The sequence below is a fragment of the Nocardioides rotundus genome (genome assembly GCF_019931675.1).
GTDB classification, from domain to species: Bacteria; Actinomycetota; Actinomycetes; order Propionibacteriales; family Nocardioidaceae; genus Nocardioides; species Nocardioides rotundus.
Genome location: NZ_CP082922.1, coordinates 337,262 through 353,989, shown reverse-complemented (window position 1 = coordinate 353,989; position 16,728 = coordinate 337,262). Strand labels below are relative to the sequence as shown.

Here is a 16,728-nt window from a genome sequence, read left to right as displayed (position 1 = left end):
TCTCTCCCTTTCCCTACTCAGTCCCAGTCGAGTCCGCCGCGACGCCACTCATAGACGTAGGCGATGGTGATGTTGACCAGGAACAGGACGACGGCGACGAGACCGAACCAGCCGAGCTGGTCGAAGTAGACGGCCCACGGGTAGAGGAAGATGATCTCGACGTCGAAGATGATGAAGGTCATCGCGACCGTGTAGTACTTCACCGGGAAGCGGCCGCCGCCCATCGGCTGCGGGGTGGGCTCGATGCCGCACTCGTAGGAGTCCAGCTTGGCCCGGTTGTATCGCTTGGGCCCGGTCAGGGCGCTCACACCGACGGAGAAGACCGCGAACCCGGCCGCGATGAGGGCCAACACCAGGACCGGTGTGTAGAGCTCCATCCTTGTCCTTCCCTCCGCTGTGCGCTCCGGTGTTCGCACCGGGTCCGCCAGCGCGACCTACATCACAGTTGTGACCTTGTGAAGTCCTTCACGAAGTAGCGCGGGCCACAGTCTAGGGCGATCCCTCCGAGGCGTCACGCCCGGGCCCGGTGCAGCGCGGCGATGCCGCCGGTGAGGTCCCGCCACTCCGGACTCCGCCACCCCGCCTCGGCGATCAGCGCGGCCAGGCCGGCCTGGTCGGGCCATGCCCGGATCGACTCGGCGAGGTAGACGTAGGCGTCCGGGGCGCTGGAGACCCGCTGCGCGATCGCGGGCAGCGCCCGCATGATCGCCTCGAGGTAGACGGTGCGGGCGACCCGGTTGGTCGGGTGGCTGAACTCGCACACCACCAGCCGGCCGCCGGGGCGGGTCACCCGGAGCATCTCGCGCAGGCCGGCGAGCGGGTCGACGATGTTGCGCAGGCCGTAGCTGATGGTCACCGCGTCGAAGGTGTCGTCGCGGAACGGGAGGCGGGTCCCGTCGCCGGCGACGAAGCGGAGCCGCGGCCGGTCCCGGTGCCCCTGCTGCAGCATGCCGAGGGAGAAGTCGCAGGCGACGGCGGAGGCGCCGTACTCCTCGAAGGGGACGGTGGAGAAGCCGGTGCCGGCGGCCAGGTCGAGCACCCGCTCCCCCGGCTGCGGGTCGACCGCGCGCACCATGGCGCGGCGCCAGGTGCGGTGGATCCCGGCGGTCATCGCGTCGTTGGTCAGGTCGTAGCGCCCGGCGACGGTGTCGAACATCCGGCGGACGTCGGAGGGCTGCTTGTCCAGCTGTGCACGGGCCACGTCGACCGAGCCTAGACGTCGCGGGCTGCAACCAAATGCGCGGGATCCGCGTCTGCACCAGTGACACTGGAGGTTCGTCCTCCCCCGCACCACCCGTGAGGAGCTTCCCCATGAGGACCCTGCGCGCCGCGCTGACGACGCTGCTGGTGGCCGCCGTCCTGGTCGGTACGGCGTTCGCGGCCGGTCTGGTCGTGCACCAGCTGGACCAGCGCTCGACCGCGGTCGCGGCCGAGCCCACGCGCTCGCCGGAGTCCTCGTCACCGGCCGAGGCGATCGACGCGCCGAGCGTCGCTCCGGCGCCCGCGCCGCTGGAGGAGGCCTTCCGGATCGAGCAGGGCGACCGGGGCAAGATCGTCCGCGAGCTGCAGTACCGGCTCTTCCAGCTGGCCTGGTGGCCCGAGCTGACCACCGGCACCTACGACGCGGCGACGGTCGACGCGGTCCGCGGCTTCCAGGACAAGCGCGGGATCGAGGCCACCGGCGTCGTCGACCGGGTCACGTGGGACCGGCTGCGGAAGATGACCGAGCAGCCGACCCACGACCAGATGTTCAACATCCTGCACCCGGGCCCGGCGATCTACGCGGCCGGCGCCAGCGGGGACGAGGTCCGCGACCTGCAGGCGCGACTGAAGCAGATCGAGTGGCTCTTCGGCGACGTCTCCGGCACCTACGACGACGACACCGTGGCCGCGGTGAAGGGCTTCCAGAAGAAGCGGGAGATCCCGGTCACCGGCGAGGTCGACCAGCGCACCTGGGACCGGCTCGCCGAGATGACCTCGACGCCCACGCGCCAGGAGAAGTACAACATCGAGCCGAAGGTCGCCGACGGCGGCACGACCGCCGGGCTGGACCCGCGCTGCACCACCGGCCGGGCGATCTGCATCGACAAGTCCACCAACTCGCTGCGCTGGGTGGTCGACGGCGAGGTGAAGCTGACCATGGACGCCCGCTTCGGCTCGACGGTGAACAACACCCCGACCCGCGAGGGCCAGTTCGCGGTCTACCGGATGCACCGGCAGTGGACCTCCACGCTCTACGGCTCGGAGATGCCGTTCGCGATGTTCTTCGACGGCGGCCAGGCGGTGCACTACAGCTCCGACTTCGCCGCCAACGGATACAACGGCGCCTCCCACGGGTGCGTGAACATCCGCGACTGGGACGGCATCGAGTGGCTCTTCAGCCAGGTGGAGATCGGCGACAAGGTCGTCGTCTACTGGAGCTGAGATCTCGACCACGGGGTGAGGGGTGCGGCCGCCCGGCGGCGTACTCTCTTCTGCGTGACCGAGGCCGTGACCGCAGGACCGCTCGTCGTCCGGACCGTCGAGGTCCCCGGCGTCGACGTCCTCGCCGACCTCCTCCCGGCCGACGCCGAGCCGTTCTCCTGGCTGCGCCGCGACGAGGGCCTGGTGGGCTGGGGCGTCGCCGCGCAGGTCCGCACCGGCGGCGTCACCCGCTTCTCCGACGCCGACAAGTGGTGGGCCGAGACCGTGGCGCGCGCCGAGGTCCACGACGAGGTCGCCGAGCCCGGCTCCGGGCTGGTCTGCTTCGGCTCCTTCGCCTTCGCCGACGAGCCGGGCGACTCGGTGCTGAGCGTGCCGCAGGTGGTCGTGGGGCGGCGCGGCGATCGCACCTGGCTGACCACCGTCGGCGTGCCCGCCCCCGAGCTCTCCGCCTCCCCGGCCGCTCCGCCGGCCGACGTCGCCTTCGCCGACGGCGCCCTGGACGGCGAGCACTGGATGTCGGTCGTCGCGCACGCGGTCTCGCGGATCGAGGCCGGCGACCTGGAGAAGGTCGTGCTGGCCCGGGACCTGGTCGCCACCGCCTCCGCGCCGGTCGACGTGCGGTGGCCGCTGCGCCGGCTGGCCCAGCAGTACCCCATGTGCTGGACCTTCCACGTCGACGGGCTCTTCGGCGCGACGCCGGAGATGCTGGTGCGCCGCGAGCGCGGGCTGGTGACCTCGCGGGTGCTCGCCGGGACGATCCGGCGCACCGGCGACGACACGCACGACCTGGCGCTGGCCGCCGCGCTCGCGCGGTCGTCGAAGGACCTGGAGGAGCACGAGTACGCCGTACGCTCCGTCGCCGACGCACTCGACCCGCACTGCTCCTCGATGAACCTCCCCGAGGCGCCGTTCGTGCTGCACCTGCCCAATGTCATGCACCTGGCCACCGACGTCGCGGGCGTGGTGCACGACGCCGCCACCGTCTCCTCGCTCAAGCTGGCCGAGGCGCTGCACCCGTCTGCCGCCGTCGGCGGCACCCCCACCTCGGTCGCGACGGACCTGATCGCGGAGATCGAGGGGATGGACCGGATGCGGTACGCCGGCCCGGTCGGCTGGATGGACGCCTCCGGCGACGGCGAGTGGGGCATCGCCCTGCGCTCGGCCTACGTCTCCGGCAGCACGGTCCGGCTCTTCGCCGGCTGCGGCATCGTCGGCGACTCCGACCCCGAGGCCGAGCTCGCGGAGTCGCAGGCCAAGCTCGTCCCCGTGCGAGACTCCCTCGCCGCGGACTGACGGCGCCGGTCAGAGGTCGGTGCCGTCAGCGAGGCGGGTGTAGGTCTGCCCCTCACCGAGCAGCAGCTCCATGTGCCCGTCGACGATCCCTAACCCGGCCTCCGAGTAGACCTTGTCGTGGATCGCCAGGTTCCGCGGGGCGCCCACTGCCCTGGCGAAGTCGACCAGCTCCGAGGCGCGCGCCCACGGGGCGCTGACCACGCAGCACAGCAGGTCCACCTGCTCGTCGGGGCCGGTGAGGGCGTCGCCGGGGTGGAAGACCCGGGTATCGCCCGCCTCGATCAGGTAGCCGGAGTTGGTCACCCGCGGGATCTCCGGGTGGATCACCGCGTGCAGCTCGCCGACGGCACGCACCGGCAGGCCGGCGTCGAACTGCTCGCCCGGCGCCACGGTCGTCGTACGCTCCGCGACGTCCGGCGCCTCGTCGGCGAGCTTCCGCGCCACGGCGTCGATGGTGAAGACCGGGGCGTCGGAGCGGCGCAGATGGTCGGGGTGGGTGTGGTCGGGGTGCTCGTGGGTGAGGAGCACGGCGGTCGCGCCGTCGATCGCCTCGGGCTCGGTGAAGACGCCGGGGTCGACGACGAGCACAGTCCCCTCGTGCTCGATCCGGATGCAGGCATGGCCGAACTTGGTGAGCCTCATGCTCGCCACGGTAGCGCCGTCGGGCACGATGGAGCATGGCCGCGACGACGTACTTCAACCTCGGGGACCCGACCTTCGACGTCACCTCCGAGACGGTGCACCGGACCCGGGACGAGCGGTGGTGGGTGGAGACCAACTACGGCTGGGCGGTGCTGGGATACGAGGAGGGCGCGGCGCTGCTGAAGGACCGGCGCTTCCAGCAGGGGAACGCGCGCTGGCCGGAGTAGAACGGCATCACCGCCGGCCGGTTCGCCGAGTTGGTGGACGGCTTCGCCGAGCGCGGGGAGTGCGACTTCATCGCCGAGTTCGCCGAGCCCTACGGCGCCCGGATCCTGTGGATCGAGGCCGGGCTGGACGGGTGAGTCGACCAGGTGGTCGCCGAGCGGACCGCCAGCCCCGGCGACGACCTGGCCTCCGCGCTGGTGCGAGCGCACAGCAGGAGGACCGCTGGCTGCCGGGGCAGCGGCAACACCGGCGCACTGGAAATCCCGACCGCGTTCACGCCCGGGAACTGAGCGGGTCGCACATACTCCTCATATCTGTGCCTCGGTTGATCGACCGCTCGTCGTGGGACGGAGGCGATAGGCAGCCACCAGCGCTGCTGCCCCGCAGCCGAGAATGCAGGCGAACACGAGGGACGCCATTTGAGCCCAGGGCAACGAGATGACCCAGAAACCACTGAACCGTGGCAAGGACGCAACAATGGGGAGCGACCCAAAGACGACACCGATTGCGGTTCCGACGGCGAGCACGATGGTCTCCTGCAACAGCAGAACTTGCCTGATCCAGTTCGGAGGTACCCCATTCGCGAGCAACACCCCGAGGGTGGGCCGCAGCTCGGCGACTCGACCTGCCGTGCTCACGGTGATCATCAGCAGGGCGATGGTGGTGAGGAAGATCCCTGTGATCGCCAACCCGACCGGAGGGATCGCAGGCGGTGGTTCGACGTATCCAACCACGAGATCCTGGTCCAGACCCTCTCGTGCAAGCGCCGTCTTCATCTCCGTTGCCAGCGAATCCGGTGCCCCGGTGAAGATCAACTCGCCATCCCGCACAGAAATGCCCTTCTTCCGCAGCGTCGAGGTCAATGCCAGGCCAGCGACCCCTCGTGCCCAGTTGACGCGGGGCCACACTGTGTTGAAGGAATCGAGTTTCGCTAGGGGCTCTCGGTTCCCGGCGGCATAGGCGAGGGTCACCCGGTCGCCACCCATCGCTACCTCTTCACCTTCTTCACCGTTGAACCACCTCACCATTCCACCGGAGCGGAGAACACTGGCGAACCGGCCCTCCCATCGAGAGCCGAGGAGGGCCCTGGCCTGAGCGATAGAGTCCACCGCCATGATCGGCTCCTCCTCGGCACCGAGCACAGACACGGTCCTCTTCAGGTCGTTCGGATCGGGAGAGTTGGTGAACCGTAGTTGGACGGCAGCCCCGCGATCGGTGGCAGCGAGCGCCTGAACGGTGCGAAGTGCCTCTGGGTCGGCGGGGGAGTGCACGACCCCTTCTCGAGCATTGACGATGACCTGTCCAGGGAGTACGTCGGGCGTTTGACGGCCGTCCATGGTGGTGATCATGCTGCTGAGGAGGACCGTGAAGGTGATCGCGGCACCAACGCTGGCTGCGACCAAGCTCACCCCGACCGCCGAGGGCTGTGAGGACTGCAGGCTGCGTGTTGCCATGCGGAGACGGAATCCGTCGCCTGGCAGAACCCGGATAACAGCCGTCAGGATGTCCGGCGCTAGGGCCGCTCCCAGCAGAACGCACGCGACGGCAAGCCACATCGCGCCTGGTACCGATGTCGCTACCGGCGCAGTACCGACCACACAGGCGAATGCCACAACCGCCACCCAGCGCCGAAACTCACGACCACGGTGTGAGCACGAGTGCTCGCCGTCCTGCAGCTTGGCCTGACCACGGCGCCGCCGGCCTTGACGTCCGTGCGATCGCAACAAGATCACGACAACCAGCACAACCACCACAAGCACTGTCCCGCCCCGGACGAGTGGATCCCATGGCAATGCCAGGGGTGACAGGGGTTCGGAGTGCCACGACGCCAACACCGGACGCAGACCTGCCGACAGCGCGAAACCCAGTGCAGCACCGGCGGCCAGAGCGCAGAGAAGAGGAACGAGCGCAGCTAACGCAGGCACGACAACAGCCAGCGAGGTGCCCATCCCTTGTTCGACCAGTTGGCGCCGATGGCCGAGCAGGCCGCGGTGGAGAAGCCCCAGCCACAGGAGGCCAGCAATCGCTGGCACCGCGAAGGAGGGGACCACGTAGGCAAGAACATTGTTCTGGTCCGCAGAGGCGCCAGCATTCTGCTCGAGCAGCAGCGCCGCAGGAACCACGGAACCGCGCACAATCTCAGGACGCAATTGCCCAGACCCGGGATGACCAGCGATGAATGCCTTCACCATGATCCGTTGACGAGTCCCGTCCCAGTACACCATGGGATTGGCCGTCACCTGGGGGAACTTGACCGCGGTGGAAGGGGGAACCGATGCCCAGGTGCCGTCTCCCACCAGGTAGCTGGTCCGATTTCCGCCGAAACGGTCGACCGCACCACCTACCACAACCAACCGCAACCGGCCGCTCATCAGATCCAGCCGTCGCCCCAGCACGAGATCGGCGTCGGGCCTCCGGCTGGCGACAACGACCTCGCCTGGCCGCTCTGGCCATCGCCCGTGCCGCAGCATGTAACGTCTCGGAAAGGGCTCTCGCCTCCAGTCGCCCTCTCTCACTGGGCCAGCCGCCACATCAATGATGGACAGCGACACGAAGCTGTTCGTGAATCCCCGGGATTGCAAGGCCCTCACCATCGGCGCGGTCCAGTCCGCGCCGGGTGGGACGGGCGTCGTACCAAAGCCGACTACCGCAGAGTACCTGCCCAGGTCCCGGTCCAGCAGTTGCTGATCGGACACCACCAGACTTTGGAAGACGAGGTACGTAGTCGTTACAGCCATCATGGCTACCCCGAACACCGCCGCCGCCCACCATTTGCGAGCATCCCTCGACAGGCTGGCGGCTAGACGCAAGACAGACAGCGGTCTCATCAGACTCAACCATCGACCGCGGCGCTCACACGACCATCGATCATCTCAACCGACCGGGAGGCGTACCTGCGGCAGTGCGGATCGTGCGAGGTCACCACGACAGCATGCCCAGCGGCTGCTAGCTCAGCGAGGAGTTCGAAGAGCGCCCGTGAGGTTCTGGAGTCCAGGCTGCCAGTTGGCTCATCGGCCAAGAGAATCCGACGACCGCCGATCAGGGCCCGCGCGATACCTACTCGCTGACGCTGGCCGCCCGACAGTTGTTGGGGCTTGCGGCCCCCCAGCCCATCCAGCCCCACCAGCGCGAGGGCTCCCTCGGCTTCCAGTTTCGACTCCGAAATCCGACGGCCCCGAATCTGCAGAGGCAGCGCCACGTTCTCCCAAGCCGTCAATTCGGGGAGCAGATTGTCGTCCTGGTACACGACACCCATCGTGGTTCTCCTCAGCTCCGCTGCTGCACGCACATCACCGGCCTTCAGAACAGCCCCGTCCACCACCACGGTGCCGTGATCTGCACCGATCAGCCCGGCAAGTAGATGCAAGAGCGTCGACTTCCCGGATCCACTTGCTCCGTACAGGCACACGAACTCGCCCTGCGACACTGCCAGCCATACGCCATCAACGGCCCGAACAATCTCAGCAGGCGTCGTATAGGACTTGGCGAGTCCGCGCGCCTCCAGGAGAACGGTCACAGGACACTCAGCATCCGTACTGAGTGCGCCAACTCGATACCTCGTTGTCGTTCCACGGAGCCTGATCGGGGTCGTGCCCATCGATCGCCCACGTCTGCCGATCACCGTCACCAGCCAGGTAGTCCGCCCCGCACGAGTTCATGTTCTCCGAGTTGTTCGCCCACGAACTGTTCCGGTTGTTGGCCGCGTCCCCTACATACCGGAAGGCACCATCTCCCTCACCCTTCTGGGCCACTCGGTTCTGGTAGTTGTTGTAGGCCCAGATGCACGTCGCCTCTTGGCCACAGTTGTCGATGTCGTGGGCCACAGCGCTACCGCCCGAGATGAGACCACCGCTCACCGTCAAGGCGACCACCACCAACTTCGCGCTAACTCTCTCTCTCTTCAATGTCATCATGTCCAAATCCCTCCACTATCATGGCATGTACTTTTAGACAACACCCGCAAGGGCCCGCTGTCAATGAGAAAATTCACTTGGACGCGCTGGGCCGTTGCCTCGGAACTGGGGGTCCCCGGCTCGCCCGACGACATCACTCGCGATATCGACTCGTGAGTCGGCGCTTGTCAACGCCCACCCGGCGCTACTTCACCCCGAGTCGGCGCTGGTTGACTCACCTGTCAGGTTGCGCCACCCAGAGCATCGGGTCGCCCCAGCCCAGGTCGTCGATCCCGTGGTGCCCCAGCGCGAGCGCGACCAGGGTGCGCCGGTGGGCGGCGAAGGTGAGCACGTGGGCGATCATCCCGCCGTAGGTGAAGACCTCCGCGGGCTCGCACAGCGCGTCCACGAACGTGTCGTCCAACCGACCGTCGTCGACCACGGTCCGGACATGGCTGAGGTACGTCGGGCCCTCCTCGGCCAGTCGGCGGCGCATCGAGCTGAGCGACTCATGCTCCTCGACCGACCAGTCGTAGTCCCGATCGGCCATCGCGGCGTTCCACATGCCCATCTGCCCGACCAGGCGGGAGAGCAGGCTGCGGATGGTCTGCGGGTCGTCGTCGACGTCCAGGACGATCGGCTGGTCCAGCTGCTCGTCGGTGAGCCGAGCGGCGGTGGTGACCATCTCGCCGGTGAGCCAGATGTGGTGTTCGACCATGCGGGTCAGGAGCTCCACGGCGGTGACCTTGTCTCGTGCGGGCAGCCGGAGGCCGCCGGGTGGGTGGAAGTGGACCCCGCTCGGCGCCTCGAGCCGGAGCTGGCCGGGTCGCTTGCGCCAGGTGGCCGGTGGGACGCCGTACGCCTTGGCGAAGGCGCGGGTGAATGCCTCGTGCGAGCCGTAGCCCGCCTCGACCGCGATGTCGATCAGCGGGGCGGTGGTGGCGAGCATGCGGTACGCCGCCCGCTCGAGCAGGATGCGACGGCGCAGGGCCGCGGGGGACTCGCCGGCCGTCGCGCTGATGAGCCGGTCCAGGTGGAATCGCGAGAAGTGCAGCCGCTCGGCCCAGACGGCACCGGACGCCCCCATCAGCTCCGGGTCGTCGAGCGCCTCGGTGAGGGTGTCGACGAACCGGTGGAAGGTGTCGGCGGTCATGGCGCCCATCGTGGCGCATCCTGCGCGTGCGGGGCTTGATCGCCGTTGCCACGCGGTCAGCAAGCGCCGACTCGCGGTCAACTGGCGCCGACTCGGGCCGTCAGAGGAGGCCGCGGCGGCGGGCGAGGGCGGCGGCCTCGGTACGGGAGGAGGCACCGAGCTTGCCGAGGATGTTGGAGACGTGCACCGAGACGGTCTTGGTGGCGATGAAGAGCTGTCGCCCGATCTCCCCGTTGCTGCGGCCCTGCTCGACCAGGGCGAGGATCTCCGACTCCCGCGGGGTGAGGGCGAGCTCGGAGCGGGGCTCGCGGTCCGGAGGGGAAGCGGGCCCGTCGGCGGCGAGCTCGTCGAGCACCGGCCGGGCGCCCACGGACTGCGCAGCCTCCCGGGCCAGATCGCTCGCCTCCCGCGCGCCCGCCCGGTCGCCCGCCGCCCGCAGAGCGGCGGCCAGCCGGACCCGGGTGCGGGCGAGCTCGAAGACCTCGCCGTACTCGACGAACGCGCGCTCGGCCTCCCGCCAGCCCTCGACCAGCTCGTCGGCCGACGGCGGCCCGATCTGCGCCAGCCACCGCCAGCGCAGGTGCTCGGCCGAGCGCCGGGCGACCCAGGCGTGGTACTCCGGACCGTGCCCGGGCGGGTACTGCGCGATCCCCTCGATCACCAGCTGCCCGTCGCCCATCAGTCGCGCGACCGACTCGGCGTCCGCCTCCCGCTCCTCGACGGTGCGGGTCGGCGCGGCGGCGGCGTGGGCGGCCACGACGTACGTCGACAACCGCAGCCGGGCCTGGAACCACTCACCCCACACGGGCCCGAGCGCGGCCACCATCTCGGCGTAGACCCGGGAGGCCGTCGCGGGGTCGGCGGCCGCCTCCGCGCGCAGCAGCTCGGCCGAGCCGCCGAGCAGGGCGATCTGGCCGTCCCGATGCCAGTGCTCACGCAGGTGCTCGAACACCGCGTGGCACTCGCCGTGAGCGCGGATGCCGAACCTGATGAACATCTGCAGGGCGAAGTAGAGCCACTCGAAGACGGCCGGCGGCTCCTGCCCGGTCACGTCCATCAACCGCCAGGCCGCGTCCGGGTCGCCGTCGCGGATCATGAGCATCGCCAGCATCGGCCGCGCCTCGCCGGGGTACGGCGACCACGGGCGGCCGTTCTCCTCGGCCCGCCGGATGAGGGCGCGATAGGACTCCGCCGCGGCCGGGTCGCCCCGATCGTGCAACCGGCGCGCGTGGAGATACATCGCCCGCAGCTCGGCGTCGATCAGCCCGGCGGCCCGCGCGGACTCCGCGGCGTCGCGCCACGCGTCCCCCGAGCCGCCACCGGCTGCGTCGAGCCCGGCGAGCGTCGTCTCCAGGTCGACCTTGATCCCGGTGAGACCGTGCCGATCGGCCAGCTCCATCGCCTCGCCCGCCGTGGCGCGCAGCTCCTCGGGGTGCCAGGAGCCGATCGCCCGCGCCTGCACCGACAGCGCGGCGGCCAGCAGCGGGGCCGGCCCGTCGCGCAGCAGGGCCACCGCCTCCTCGGCCACGGCCCGCGGCGACTCGTCGGCATCGATGTGGAGCAGCGCGTCGGCGACCGCCGTCAGCAGCTGACCGCGATCCTGTGCCGGCGCGTCCGGCCCGATCCAGGCCAGGTGCGTGCGCAGCACCTTGATCGCCCGCGCCACCCGACCCGAGGCCATGAACGCCTCCGCGGTACTGCGCACCAGCGTCGTCTCGTCGATCCCGTCGGGCAGGGTGGCCACGCTGCCCATCAGGTTGAGCGCCTCGAGATAGTGCGCCGCCGCCTCGGCCGCGCCGCCCACCGCCATCGCCTCCCGCGCTGCGTCCACCGACGCCGCGAGCGCGATCGCGGGCTCCCCGGCCCGGCGGGCGTGCTGCGCCAGCTCGGCGGAGGTCCCGAGTGCCTGCTCGGTCAGGGCGTCGGTGAAGGCGCGGTGCAGCCGGGCGCGCTCGCCGGGCAGCAGGTCGTCGTACACCGCCTCGGCGAGCAGCGCGTGGCGGAACTGGAAGGACGCGTCCCGTCCGGCGACCAGCACGTTCGACTCGACGGCCTGCCGCAGCGCCGCCTCCAACCGGTCCCCGTCGAGGTCGCTCACCGCGGAGAGCAGCGCGTGCGACACCCGCCGTCCGGCGACGCTCGCGAGCCGGACCACCCGCAGCGCGGACTCGTCGAGCCCGTCGAGCCGGAGGAGGAGTACGTCGGCCAGCTCGGCCGGCAGCGGCCCGCCCCACGAGGCGCCGACCAGCTCCTCGACGAAGAACGGGTTGCCGTCGGCCCGGTCCAGGATCGAGGTGAAGTCGGCCTCGGCGAGCGTGCCCGGCCGCAGCGCCTTGATCAGCCGGCGCGTGGCCGGGTCGTCCAGCGGCTCCAACGCCAGCCGCTGGACGCCGCGCAGTCGACCCCACTCCGCCAGGTGCCGCCGGAGGGGGTGACGGCGGTGCAGGTCGTCGGAGCGGTAGGAGACGACGATCCGGACCGGCGCGGCGCCCGGCTGGGAGAACAGCAGCGAGAGCAGGTCGCGGGTGGACTCGTCGGCCCAATGGGCGTCCTCGATGACGACGAGCAGCGGCATTGATCGGGCGGCGGCGTCGATCAGGTCGCGGACGGCGGCCACCACGCCGGCCCGGTCCAGCGGCGTCGCCGGGTCGGGGTCGGGCTCGTCGGGGCTGCGCAGCCGGCGCCCGGGCTGGAGCCGGGCCAGCGCAGGATGCTGCTCGGTGACCGCGGCGACCGTGGCCGGGTCCTCGTCGGCGAGCCGGCCCAGGATCTCGGTGAACGGCAGGAAGGGCAGCCCGCTCTCGGCGAGGTCCAGGCAGTGGCCGGCCACAACCCGCCACCCCTCGGTGGCCGCCACGTCGCGGAGCTCGGTCAGCAGCCTGGTCTTGCCCACGCCCGCGTCCCCTGACAGCAGCAGGGCGAGCGCGCTCGGCGTCTCCACCGGCGCGCGGACGCCGAGCAGGGAGACCAGCTCCTCCAGCTCGGCGTCGCGCCCGATCAGCTCGGGGGCCCGCAGGGACGGCACATCGCTCATTGTGTCCGGAACCGCCGACAGGGGCATCCCGGTTCCGCCCGGGGCCGCGTGTCGCGCGGTCACCGCGGCGGACGGGTGGGGCCACCGGGCCGGCGGGTCCGACGGTGCCGGCGGGGCCGCACCGCCCGCCAGCTCTCCCGGGCCCGCTCGCGACGGTAGGCGTCCTCGGCGAAGACGTACTGGTCGATGGGGAACATCTCGCTGCCTCCTCCCGGCCGACCCGGCTGGTCGACCGACAGGTACGAGACTCCGCCGATGAGGTAGTCGCCCACATCGGGCAGGTGCCCTATTCGCGGCTGCGCCGCTACCTCAGATCCGGCGCCCGGACTACCTCAGACGACCGGTCGCCCGGCCTGCCAGACCCCGGAGACGAGGGGGACGCCGGGCCGGTAGGCCAGGTGGATGTAGCTGGGCGCGTCGAGCAGCACCAGGTCCCCGCGCCGCCCGGGCACCAGCGCCCCGACGTCGTCGCGGTCCAGTGCCGCCGCGCCCATCGCGGTCGCCGCGTGCAGCGCCTCGGCGGGGCTCAGCCCGGAGTCGCGCACCGCCAGGGCGATGCAGAACGGCAGCGAGGAGGTGAAGCAGGACCCCGGGTTGCAGTCGCTGGCCAGCGCGACCCGGACCCCGGCGTCCAGCAGCCGGCGGCCGTCGACATAGGGGTGCCGGGTGGAGAACTCCACGCCCGGCAGCACCGTCGCGATCGTGCCGGAGTCGGCGAGCGCGCTGACGTCCTCGTCGCTGAGGTAGGTGCAGTGGTCCACGGCGACCAGGCCGAGCTCGGCGGCGAGCCGCACGCCGCCGCCGTACGTCAGCTGGTTGGCGTGCAGGCGCCCGCGCAGCCCGCGCTCGGCCCCGGCGGCGAGGATGGTCCGGGCCTGGTCCACGGAGAAGGCGCCGTCCTCGCAGAAGACGTCGATCCAGCGGGAGTACGGCGCCGCCGCGTCCAGCATCGGGCCGGTGACCTCGTCGACGTACGCGTCGGCCTCCGAGCCCGCGGGCACCACATGCGCACCGAGGAAGGTGGTGTCGTCGGTGAAGCGCGAGGCCACGGCGAGCGCGCGCGCCTCGTCGCGCGTGGTCAGGCCGTAGCCCGACTTGATCTCCACGTGGGTGGTGCCCTGGCGCAGCATCTCCTGCACCAGCCGGGCGACGTGGGTCGTCAGCTGCTCGTCGCCGGCCGCGCGGGTCGCCTCGACGGTGGTGCGGATGCCGCCCGCGGAGTAGGGCTCGCCGGTCATCCGCGCGGCGAACTCGTGGCTGCGGTCGCCCGCGAAGACCAGGTGGGAGTGGGAGTCGACGAAGCCGGGGATGACGGCGCGGCCGCCGGCGTCGTACACCTCGTCGGCGGCCGGCGCGGAGGCGGCGTCGCCGACCCAGGCGACCCGGTCCCCCTCCAGGACGACCGCCGCGTCGGTGCGCACACCGAGCAGGTCGTCGGCCTCGGGGTCGTTGGTGACCAGCTCGCCGATGTTGGTGATGAGGGTCGTCGTCATGTCCACAGCCTCCCGATGGCCCGGTCGAGCTCGCGCCCGACCTCCTCGCGGTCGCCCGAGCGGAAGACGACCCGCCCGTCGACCATGGTCAGAGTCACGTCCGCGGCGGTGGCCGCGAAGGCGGCGGTGTGCGCGTCGGCGCCGGTGCCCGCCGTCCGCGGGCTCGCCGGGTCGAGCAGCACCAGGTCGGCCCGGGCGCCCGGCTCGATCCGCCCGGCTTCGGGGAAGCCGAGAGTGTCGTGCCGGGTCGCGGCGCGGACCAGCTCCTCGGCGGTCCAGTGGCCGCGCTGCTCGGTCGCGAGCCGCTCGTCGGTCTCCAGGGCGCGCATCTCCTCGAACGGGTCGACCACCGCGTGGCTGTCGCTGCCCAGGCTGATCGGGCTGCCCGCCTCGTGCAGCCGCCGCGAGGGCCCGACGCCGTCCCCGAGGTCGCGCTCGGTGGTGGGGCAGAAGCCCGCGACGGTCCGGCTCTCACCCAGCAGCGCGATGTCCTCGTCGGTGAGATGCGTGGCGTGGACCGCCGTCGTCATCGACCCGAGCACCCCGTGGTCGGCCAGCAGCCGGGTCGGGGTGACGCCGTGGTGGGCCAGGCAGGCGTCGTTCTCCGCGCGCTGCTCGCTGAGGTGGACGTGCAGGGGCGCCGCGCCGCCGGCCCACGCGGCGACCGTGCCGAGCTGGTCGGCGGGCACGGCGCGGACCGAGTGGATCGCGGCGCCGACGACGACACCGTCCGGCTGGGGGCCCAGGGCGTCGACCCGTGCCGCCCATCCGTCGGCGCTGCCGTCGTCGTACCTCACCTGCACGCCCTCCGGCGGCGCACCGAAGCCGCTGGAGAGGTAGCAGGTGTCCAGCAGCGCGATCCGGATCCCGGCCTCGCCGGCCGCCTCGATCAGGGCGCGGGACATCGCGTTGGGGTCGGAGTACGCCGTCCCGTCGGGTCCGTGGTGGAGGTAGTGGAACTCGCCCACGGTGGTCATCCCCGCGGCCGCCATCTCGCGGTAGGTCGCGCGCGCCAGGGCGTGATAGCTGTCCGGGTCGAGGCGCCCCGCGACGTCGTACATCTGCTCCCGCCAGGTCCAGAAGGTGCCGCGCTCGCGCTGGGTGCGGCCGCGCAGCGCGCGGTGGAAGGCGTGGCTGTGGGTGTTGGCGAGCCCGGGTACGGCGAGGCCGGCGAGCCGCTCGGCGCCCGTCGTGTCACCCCTGACACCGTCCCCGGCACCCCCCGGCGTCACCCGGGTGAAGCGGCCGTCCTCGACCGTGACGACGACGTGGTCGTGCACGCCGTCGGGGAGGAGCGCGCGCTCGAGGAGGTACGTCGAGCTCACGCCAGCAGCCTCTCCAGGGAGTCGGCCAGCGCGTGCACGCCGGCCAGGCAGTCGGCGGTCTCGGCGTGCTCCTCCGGCGAGTGCGAGACGCCGGTGGGGTTGCGGACGAAGATCATCGCCGTGGGGATGCCGGCGGCCGACAGGATGCCCGCGTCGTGGCCGGCTGCGGTCGGGATGATCGGCCAGTCGCCGCCCTCGTGGTCGGCCGCGAGCCGGCGGGCCAGGTCGGGGTCGAAGTCCACCGTGCCCGACACCGACTCGGCGGTGACGGTGAGCGCGGTGCCGTCGCGACCGGCGCGCTCGGTGCCGAGCCGGGTGATCTCCCCGACCAGCTCCTCCAGCGCCTCGGCGGTGTCGCAGCGGGCGTCCAGCCAGGCGGTCACCCTCGAGGGGACCGCGTTGGTGCCGTTGGGCGCGACGTCGAGCCGGCCGAAGGTGGCCCGCTGGCCGGCCAGCCGGGCCTGCTTGTTCGCCGCGAGCGCGGTCATGGCGAAGGTGAGCATCGGGTCCTCGCGGTCCTCCATCCGCGTGGTGCCCGCGTGGTTGGCCTGGCCGGTCACGTCGAAGCGGTAGCGCCCGTGCGGCCAGATGCCGCTCGCCACCCCGATGGCGGCGTTCCGGTCGACCAGGTCGCGGCCCTGCTCCACGTGCAGCTCGACGAAGCAGCCGACCCGCTCGGCCAGCCGCCAGTCCAGGTCCGCGCCGTCGGCGACGTCCCCCAGCGCGACGCCGTCGCGGTCGCGCAGCTCGCGGGCCTCCTCCCAGGTGGTGGCGCCCACGGCGAGCCGGGAGCCCAGGCAGGCCCGGCCGAAGCGGGAGCCCTCCTCCTCCACGAACACCCCGATGCCCAGCGGCCGGGCCGGCGTCACGCCGCGCTCGCGGAGCTCGTCGACTGCGGCCAGGGCGGAGGCGACGCCGAGCGGGCCGTCGTACGCCCCACCGTCGAGGACCGAGTCCAGGTGCGAGCCGGTGAGGACCGCGCGGCCCTCTCCGCTGCGCCACCACGCGACCTGGTTGCCGAGTCCGTCGGTCTCCAGCTCCAGGCCGCGGGCCGCGCACTCCTCGGCGAACCAGGCGCGCAGTTCGGTCTCCGGCGTGGTCCACGGCTGGCGGAAGTAGCCGCCCGACCGCGCGTCCCGCCCCACCGGCGCGAGGTCCCGCCACATCCGCTCGAAGCTCATGGCCCCAGTCCACCGGGCCCCACCCCACCCCGGCAACCTGGCCCCGCTCTCCCGAGTCTCAGATG

Annotated in this window: 15 protein-coding genes; 3 read left to right on the top strand and 12 right to left on the bottom strand. The window is 71.5% G+C overall.

The genetic code is table 11. From position 1 onward, the window contains the following. Window positions 1–17: 17 nt before the first annotated feature. Both K8W59_RS01695 and K8W59_RS01690 read right to left on the bottom strand, forming a co-directional pair. Window positions 18–377, bottom strand: a complete 360-nt coding sequence (locus tag K8W59_RS01695; protein WP_223397049.1) for an NADH-quinone oxidoreductase subunit A — start codon at window positions 375–377, stop codon at window positions 18–20. Window positions 378–511: 134 nt separating this feature from the next. Further along, on the bottom strand, window positions 512–1,201 hold the full coding sequence (locus K8W59_RS01690) for a demethylmenaquinone methyltransferase (protein WP_223397048.1): 690 nt from the start codon (window positions 1,199–1,201) through the stop codon (window positions 512–514). A 110-nt stretch (window positions 1,202–1,311) separates the two neighbouring features. Here K8W59_RS01690 and K8W59_RS01685 point away from each other — a divergent pair, with 110 nt between their 5' ends. Both K8W59_RS01685 and K8W59_RS01680 read left to right on the top strand, forming a co-directional pair. Continuing rightward, entirely contained in the window at window positions 1,312–2,424 is a 1,113-nt protein-coding gene (locus K8W59_RS01685; protein WP_223397047.1) for a L,D-transpeptidase family protein, read from the top strand. A gap of 54 nt (window positions 2,425–2,478) precedes the next feature. Then, window positions 2,479–3,717 carry an isochorismate synthase gene (locus K8W59_RS01680; protein ID WP_223397046.1) on the top strand — a complete coding sequence of 413 codons (1,239 nt, stop codon included), beginning with the start codon at window positions 2,479–2,481 and terminating at the stop codon, window positions 3,715–3,717. 9 nt (window positions 3,718–3,726) lie between these two features. On the opposite strand, the gene K8W59_RS01675 is transcribed toward K8W59_RS01680, so the two are convergent. Further along, entirely contained in the window at window positions 3,727–4,359 is a 633-nt protein-coding gene (locus K8W59_RS01675; RefSeq protein ID WP_223397045.1) for an MBL fold metallo-hydrolase, read from the bottom strand. A 35-nt stretch (window positions 4,360–4,394) separates the two neighbouring features. Between K8W59_RS01675 and K8W59_RS01670 the strand changes: the two genes are divergently transcribed. Next, a complete protein-coding gene (locus K8W59_RS01670; protein WP_223397044.1) occupies window positions 4,395–4,586 on the top strand; it encodes a hypothetical protein in 192 nt (63 codons plus the stop codon). Window positions 4,587–4,892: 306 nt separating this feature from the next. Here K8W59_RS01670 and K8W59_RS01665 read toward each other — a convergent pair whose 3' ends face one another. The 9 genes from K8W59_RS01665 to K8W59_RS01625 form a co-directional block, all read right to left on the bottom strand. After that, window positions 4,893–7,412 (bottom strand): ABC transporter permease family protein, encoded by a 2,520-nt coding sequence (locus K8W59_RS01665; RefSeq protein WP_223397043.1) that lies wholly within the window; start codon window positions 7,410–7,412, stop codon window positions 4,893–4,895. A gap of 5 nt (window positions 7,413–7,417) precedes the next feature. Further along, window positions 7,418–8,101 carry an ABC transporter ATP-binding protein gene (locus K8W59_RS01660; protein WP_223397042.1) on the bottom strand — a complete coding sequence of 228 codons (684 nt, stop codon included), beginning with the start codon at window positions 8,099–8,101 and terminating at the stop codon, window positions 7,418–7,420. Window positions 8,102–8,108: 7 nt separating this feature from the next. Beyond that, window positions 8,109–8,498, bottom strand: coding sequence for a hypothetical protein (locus tag K8W59_RS01655; protein ID WP_223397041.1), 390 nt, complete (start codon window positions 8,496–8,498; stop codon window positions 8,109–8,111). Between the two features lie 214 nt (window positions 8,499–8,712). Then, window positions 8,713–9,630 carry a helix-turn-helix domain-containing protein gene (locus K8W59_RS01650; RefSeq protein WP_223397040.1) on the bottom strand — a complete coding sequence of 306 codons (918 nt, stop codon included), beginning with the start codon at window positions 9,628–9,630 and terminating at the stop codon, window positions 8,713–8,715. 100 nt (window positions 9,631–9,730) lie between these two features. Next, window positions 9,731–12,655, bottom strand: a complete 2,925-nt coding sequence (locus K8W59_RS01645; protein ID WP_223397039.1) for a helix-turn-helix transcriptional regulator — start codon at window positions 12,653–12,655, stop codon at window positions 9,731–9,733. 68 nt (window positions 12,656–12,723) lie between these two features. After that, the gene (locus tag K8W59_RS01640) at window positions 12,724–12,861 is read right to left on the bottom strand and encodes a hypothetical protein (protein ID WP_223397038.1); all 138 of its coding nucleotides are present in this window, start codon (window positions 12,859–12,861) and stop codon (window positions 12,724–12,726) included. A gap of 135 nt (window positions 12,862–12,996) precedes the next feature. Continuing rightward, entirely contained in the window at window positions 12,997–14,157 is a 1,161-nt protein-coding gene (gene hutI, locus K8W59_RS01635; protein ID WP_223397037.1) for an imidazolonepropionase, read from the bottom strand. After that, window positions 14,154–15,482: a formimidoylglutamate deiminase gene (locus K8W59_RS01630; RefSeq protein ID WP_223397036.1), complete on the bottom strand. Its 1,329-nt coding sequence runs from the start codon at window positions 15,480–15,482 to the stop codon at window positions 14,154–14,156. The genes hutI and K8W59_RS01630 overlap by 4 nt, the downstream gene beginning before the upstream one ends. Then, complete coding sequence (locus K8W59_RS01625) at window positions 15,479–16,663, bottom strand: allantoate amidohydrolase (RefSeq protein ID WP_223397035.1); 1,185 nt, start codon at window positions 16,661–16,663, stop codon at window positions 15,479–15,481. The genes K8W59_RS01630 and K8W59_RS01625 overlap by 4 nt, the downstream gene beginning before the upstream one ends. Between the last annotated feature and the right edge of the window lie 65 nt (window positions 16,664–16,728).

Coding starts and splice junctions, on each gene's coding strand:
- K8W59_RS01695 (WP_223397049.1), bottom strand. CDS start 377: ATGGAGCTCTACACACCGGTCCTGGTGTTGGCCCTCATCGCGGCCGGG.
- K8W59_RS01685 (WP_223397047.1), top strand. CDS start 1,312: ATGAGGACCCTGCGCGCCGCGCTGACGACGCTGCTGGTGGCCGCCGTC.
- K8W59_RS01675 (WP_223397045.1), bottom strand. CDS start 4,359: ATGAGGCTCACCAAGTTCGGCCATGCCTGCATCCGGATCGAGCACGAG.
- K8W59_RS01670 (WP_223397044.1), top strand. CDS start 4,395: ATGGCCGCGACGACGTACTTCAACCTCGGGGACCCGACCTTCGACGTC.
- K8W59_RS01665 (WP_223397043.1), bottom strand. CDS start 7,412: ATGAGACCGCTGTCTGTCTTGCGTCTAGCCGCCAGCCTGTCGAGGGAT.
- K8W59_RS01655 (WP_223397041.1), bottom strand. CDS start 8,498: ATGATGACATTGAAGAGAGAGAGAGTTAGCGCGAAGTTGGTGGTGGTC.
- K8W59_RS01650 (WP_223397040.1), bottom strand. CDS start 9,630: ATGACCGCCGACACCTTCCACCGGTTCGTCGACACCCTCACCGAGGCG.
- K8W59_RS01640 (WP_223397038.1), bottom strand. CDS start 12,861: ATGTTCCCCATCGACCAGTACGTCTTCGCCGAGGACGCCTACCGTCGC.
- hutI (WP_223397037.1), bottom strand. CDS start 14,157: ATGACGACGACCCTCATCACCAACATCGGCGAGCTGGTCACCAACGAC.
- K8W59_RS01625 (WP_223397035.1), bottom strand. CDS start 16,663: ATGAGCTTCGAGCGGATGTGGCGGGACCTCGCGCCGGTGGGGCGGGAC.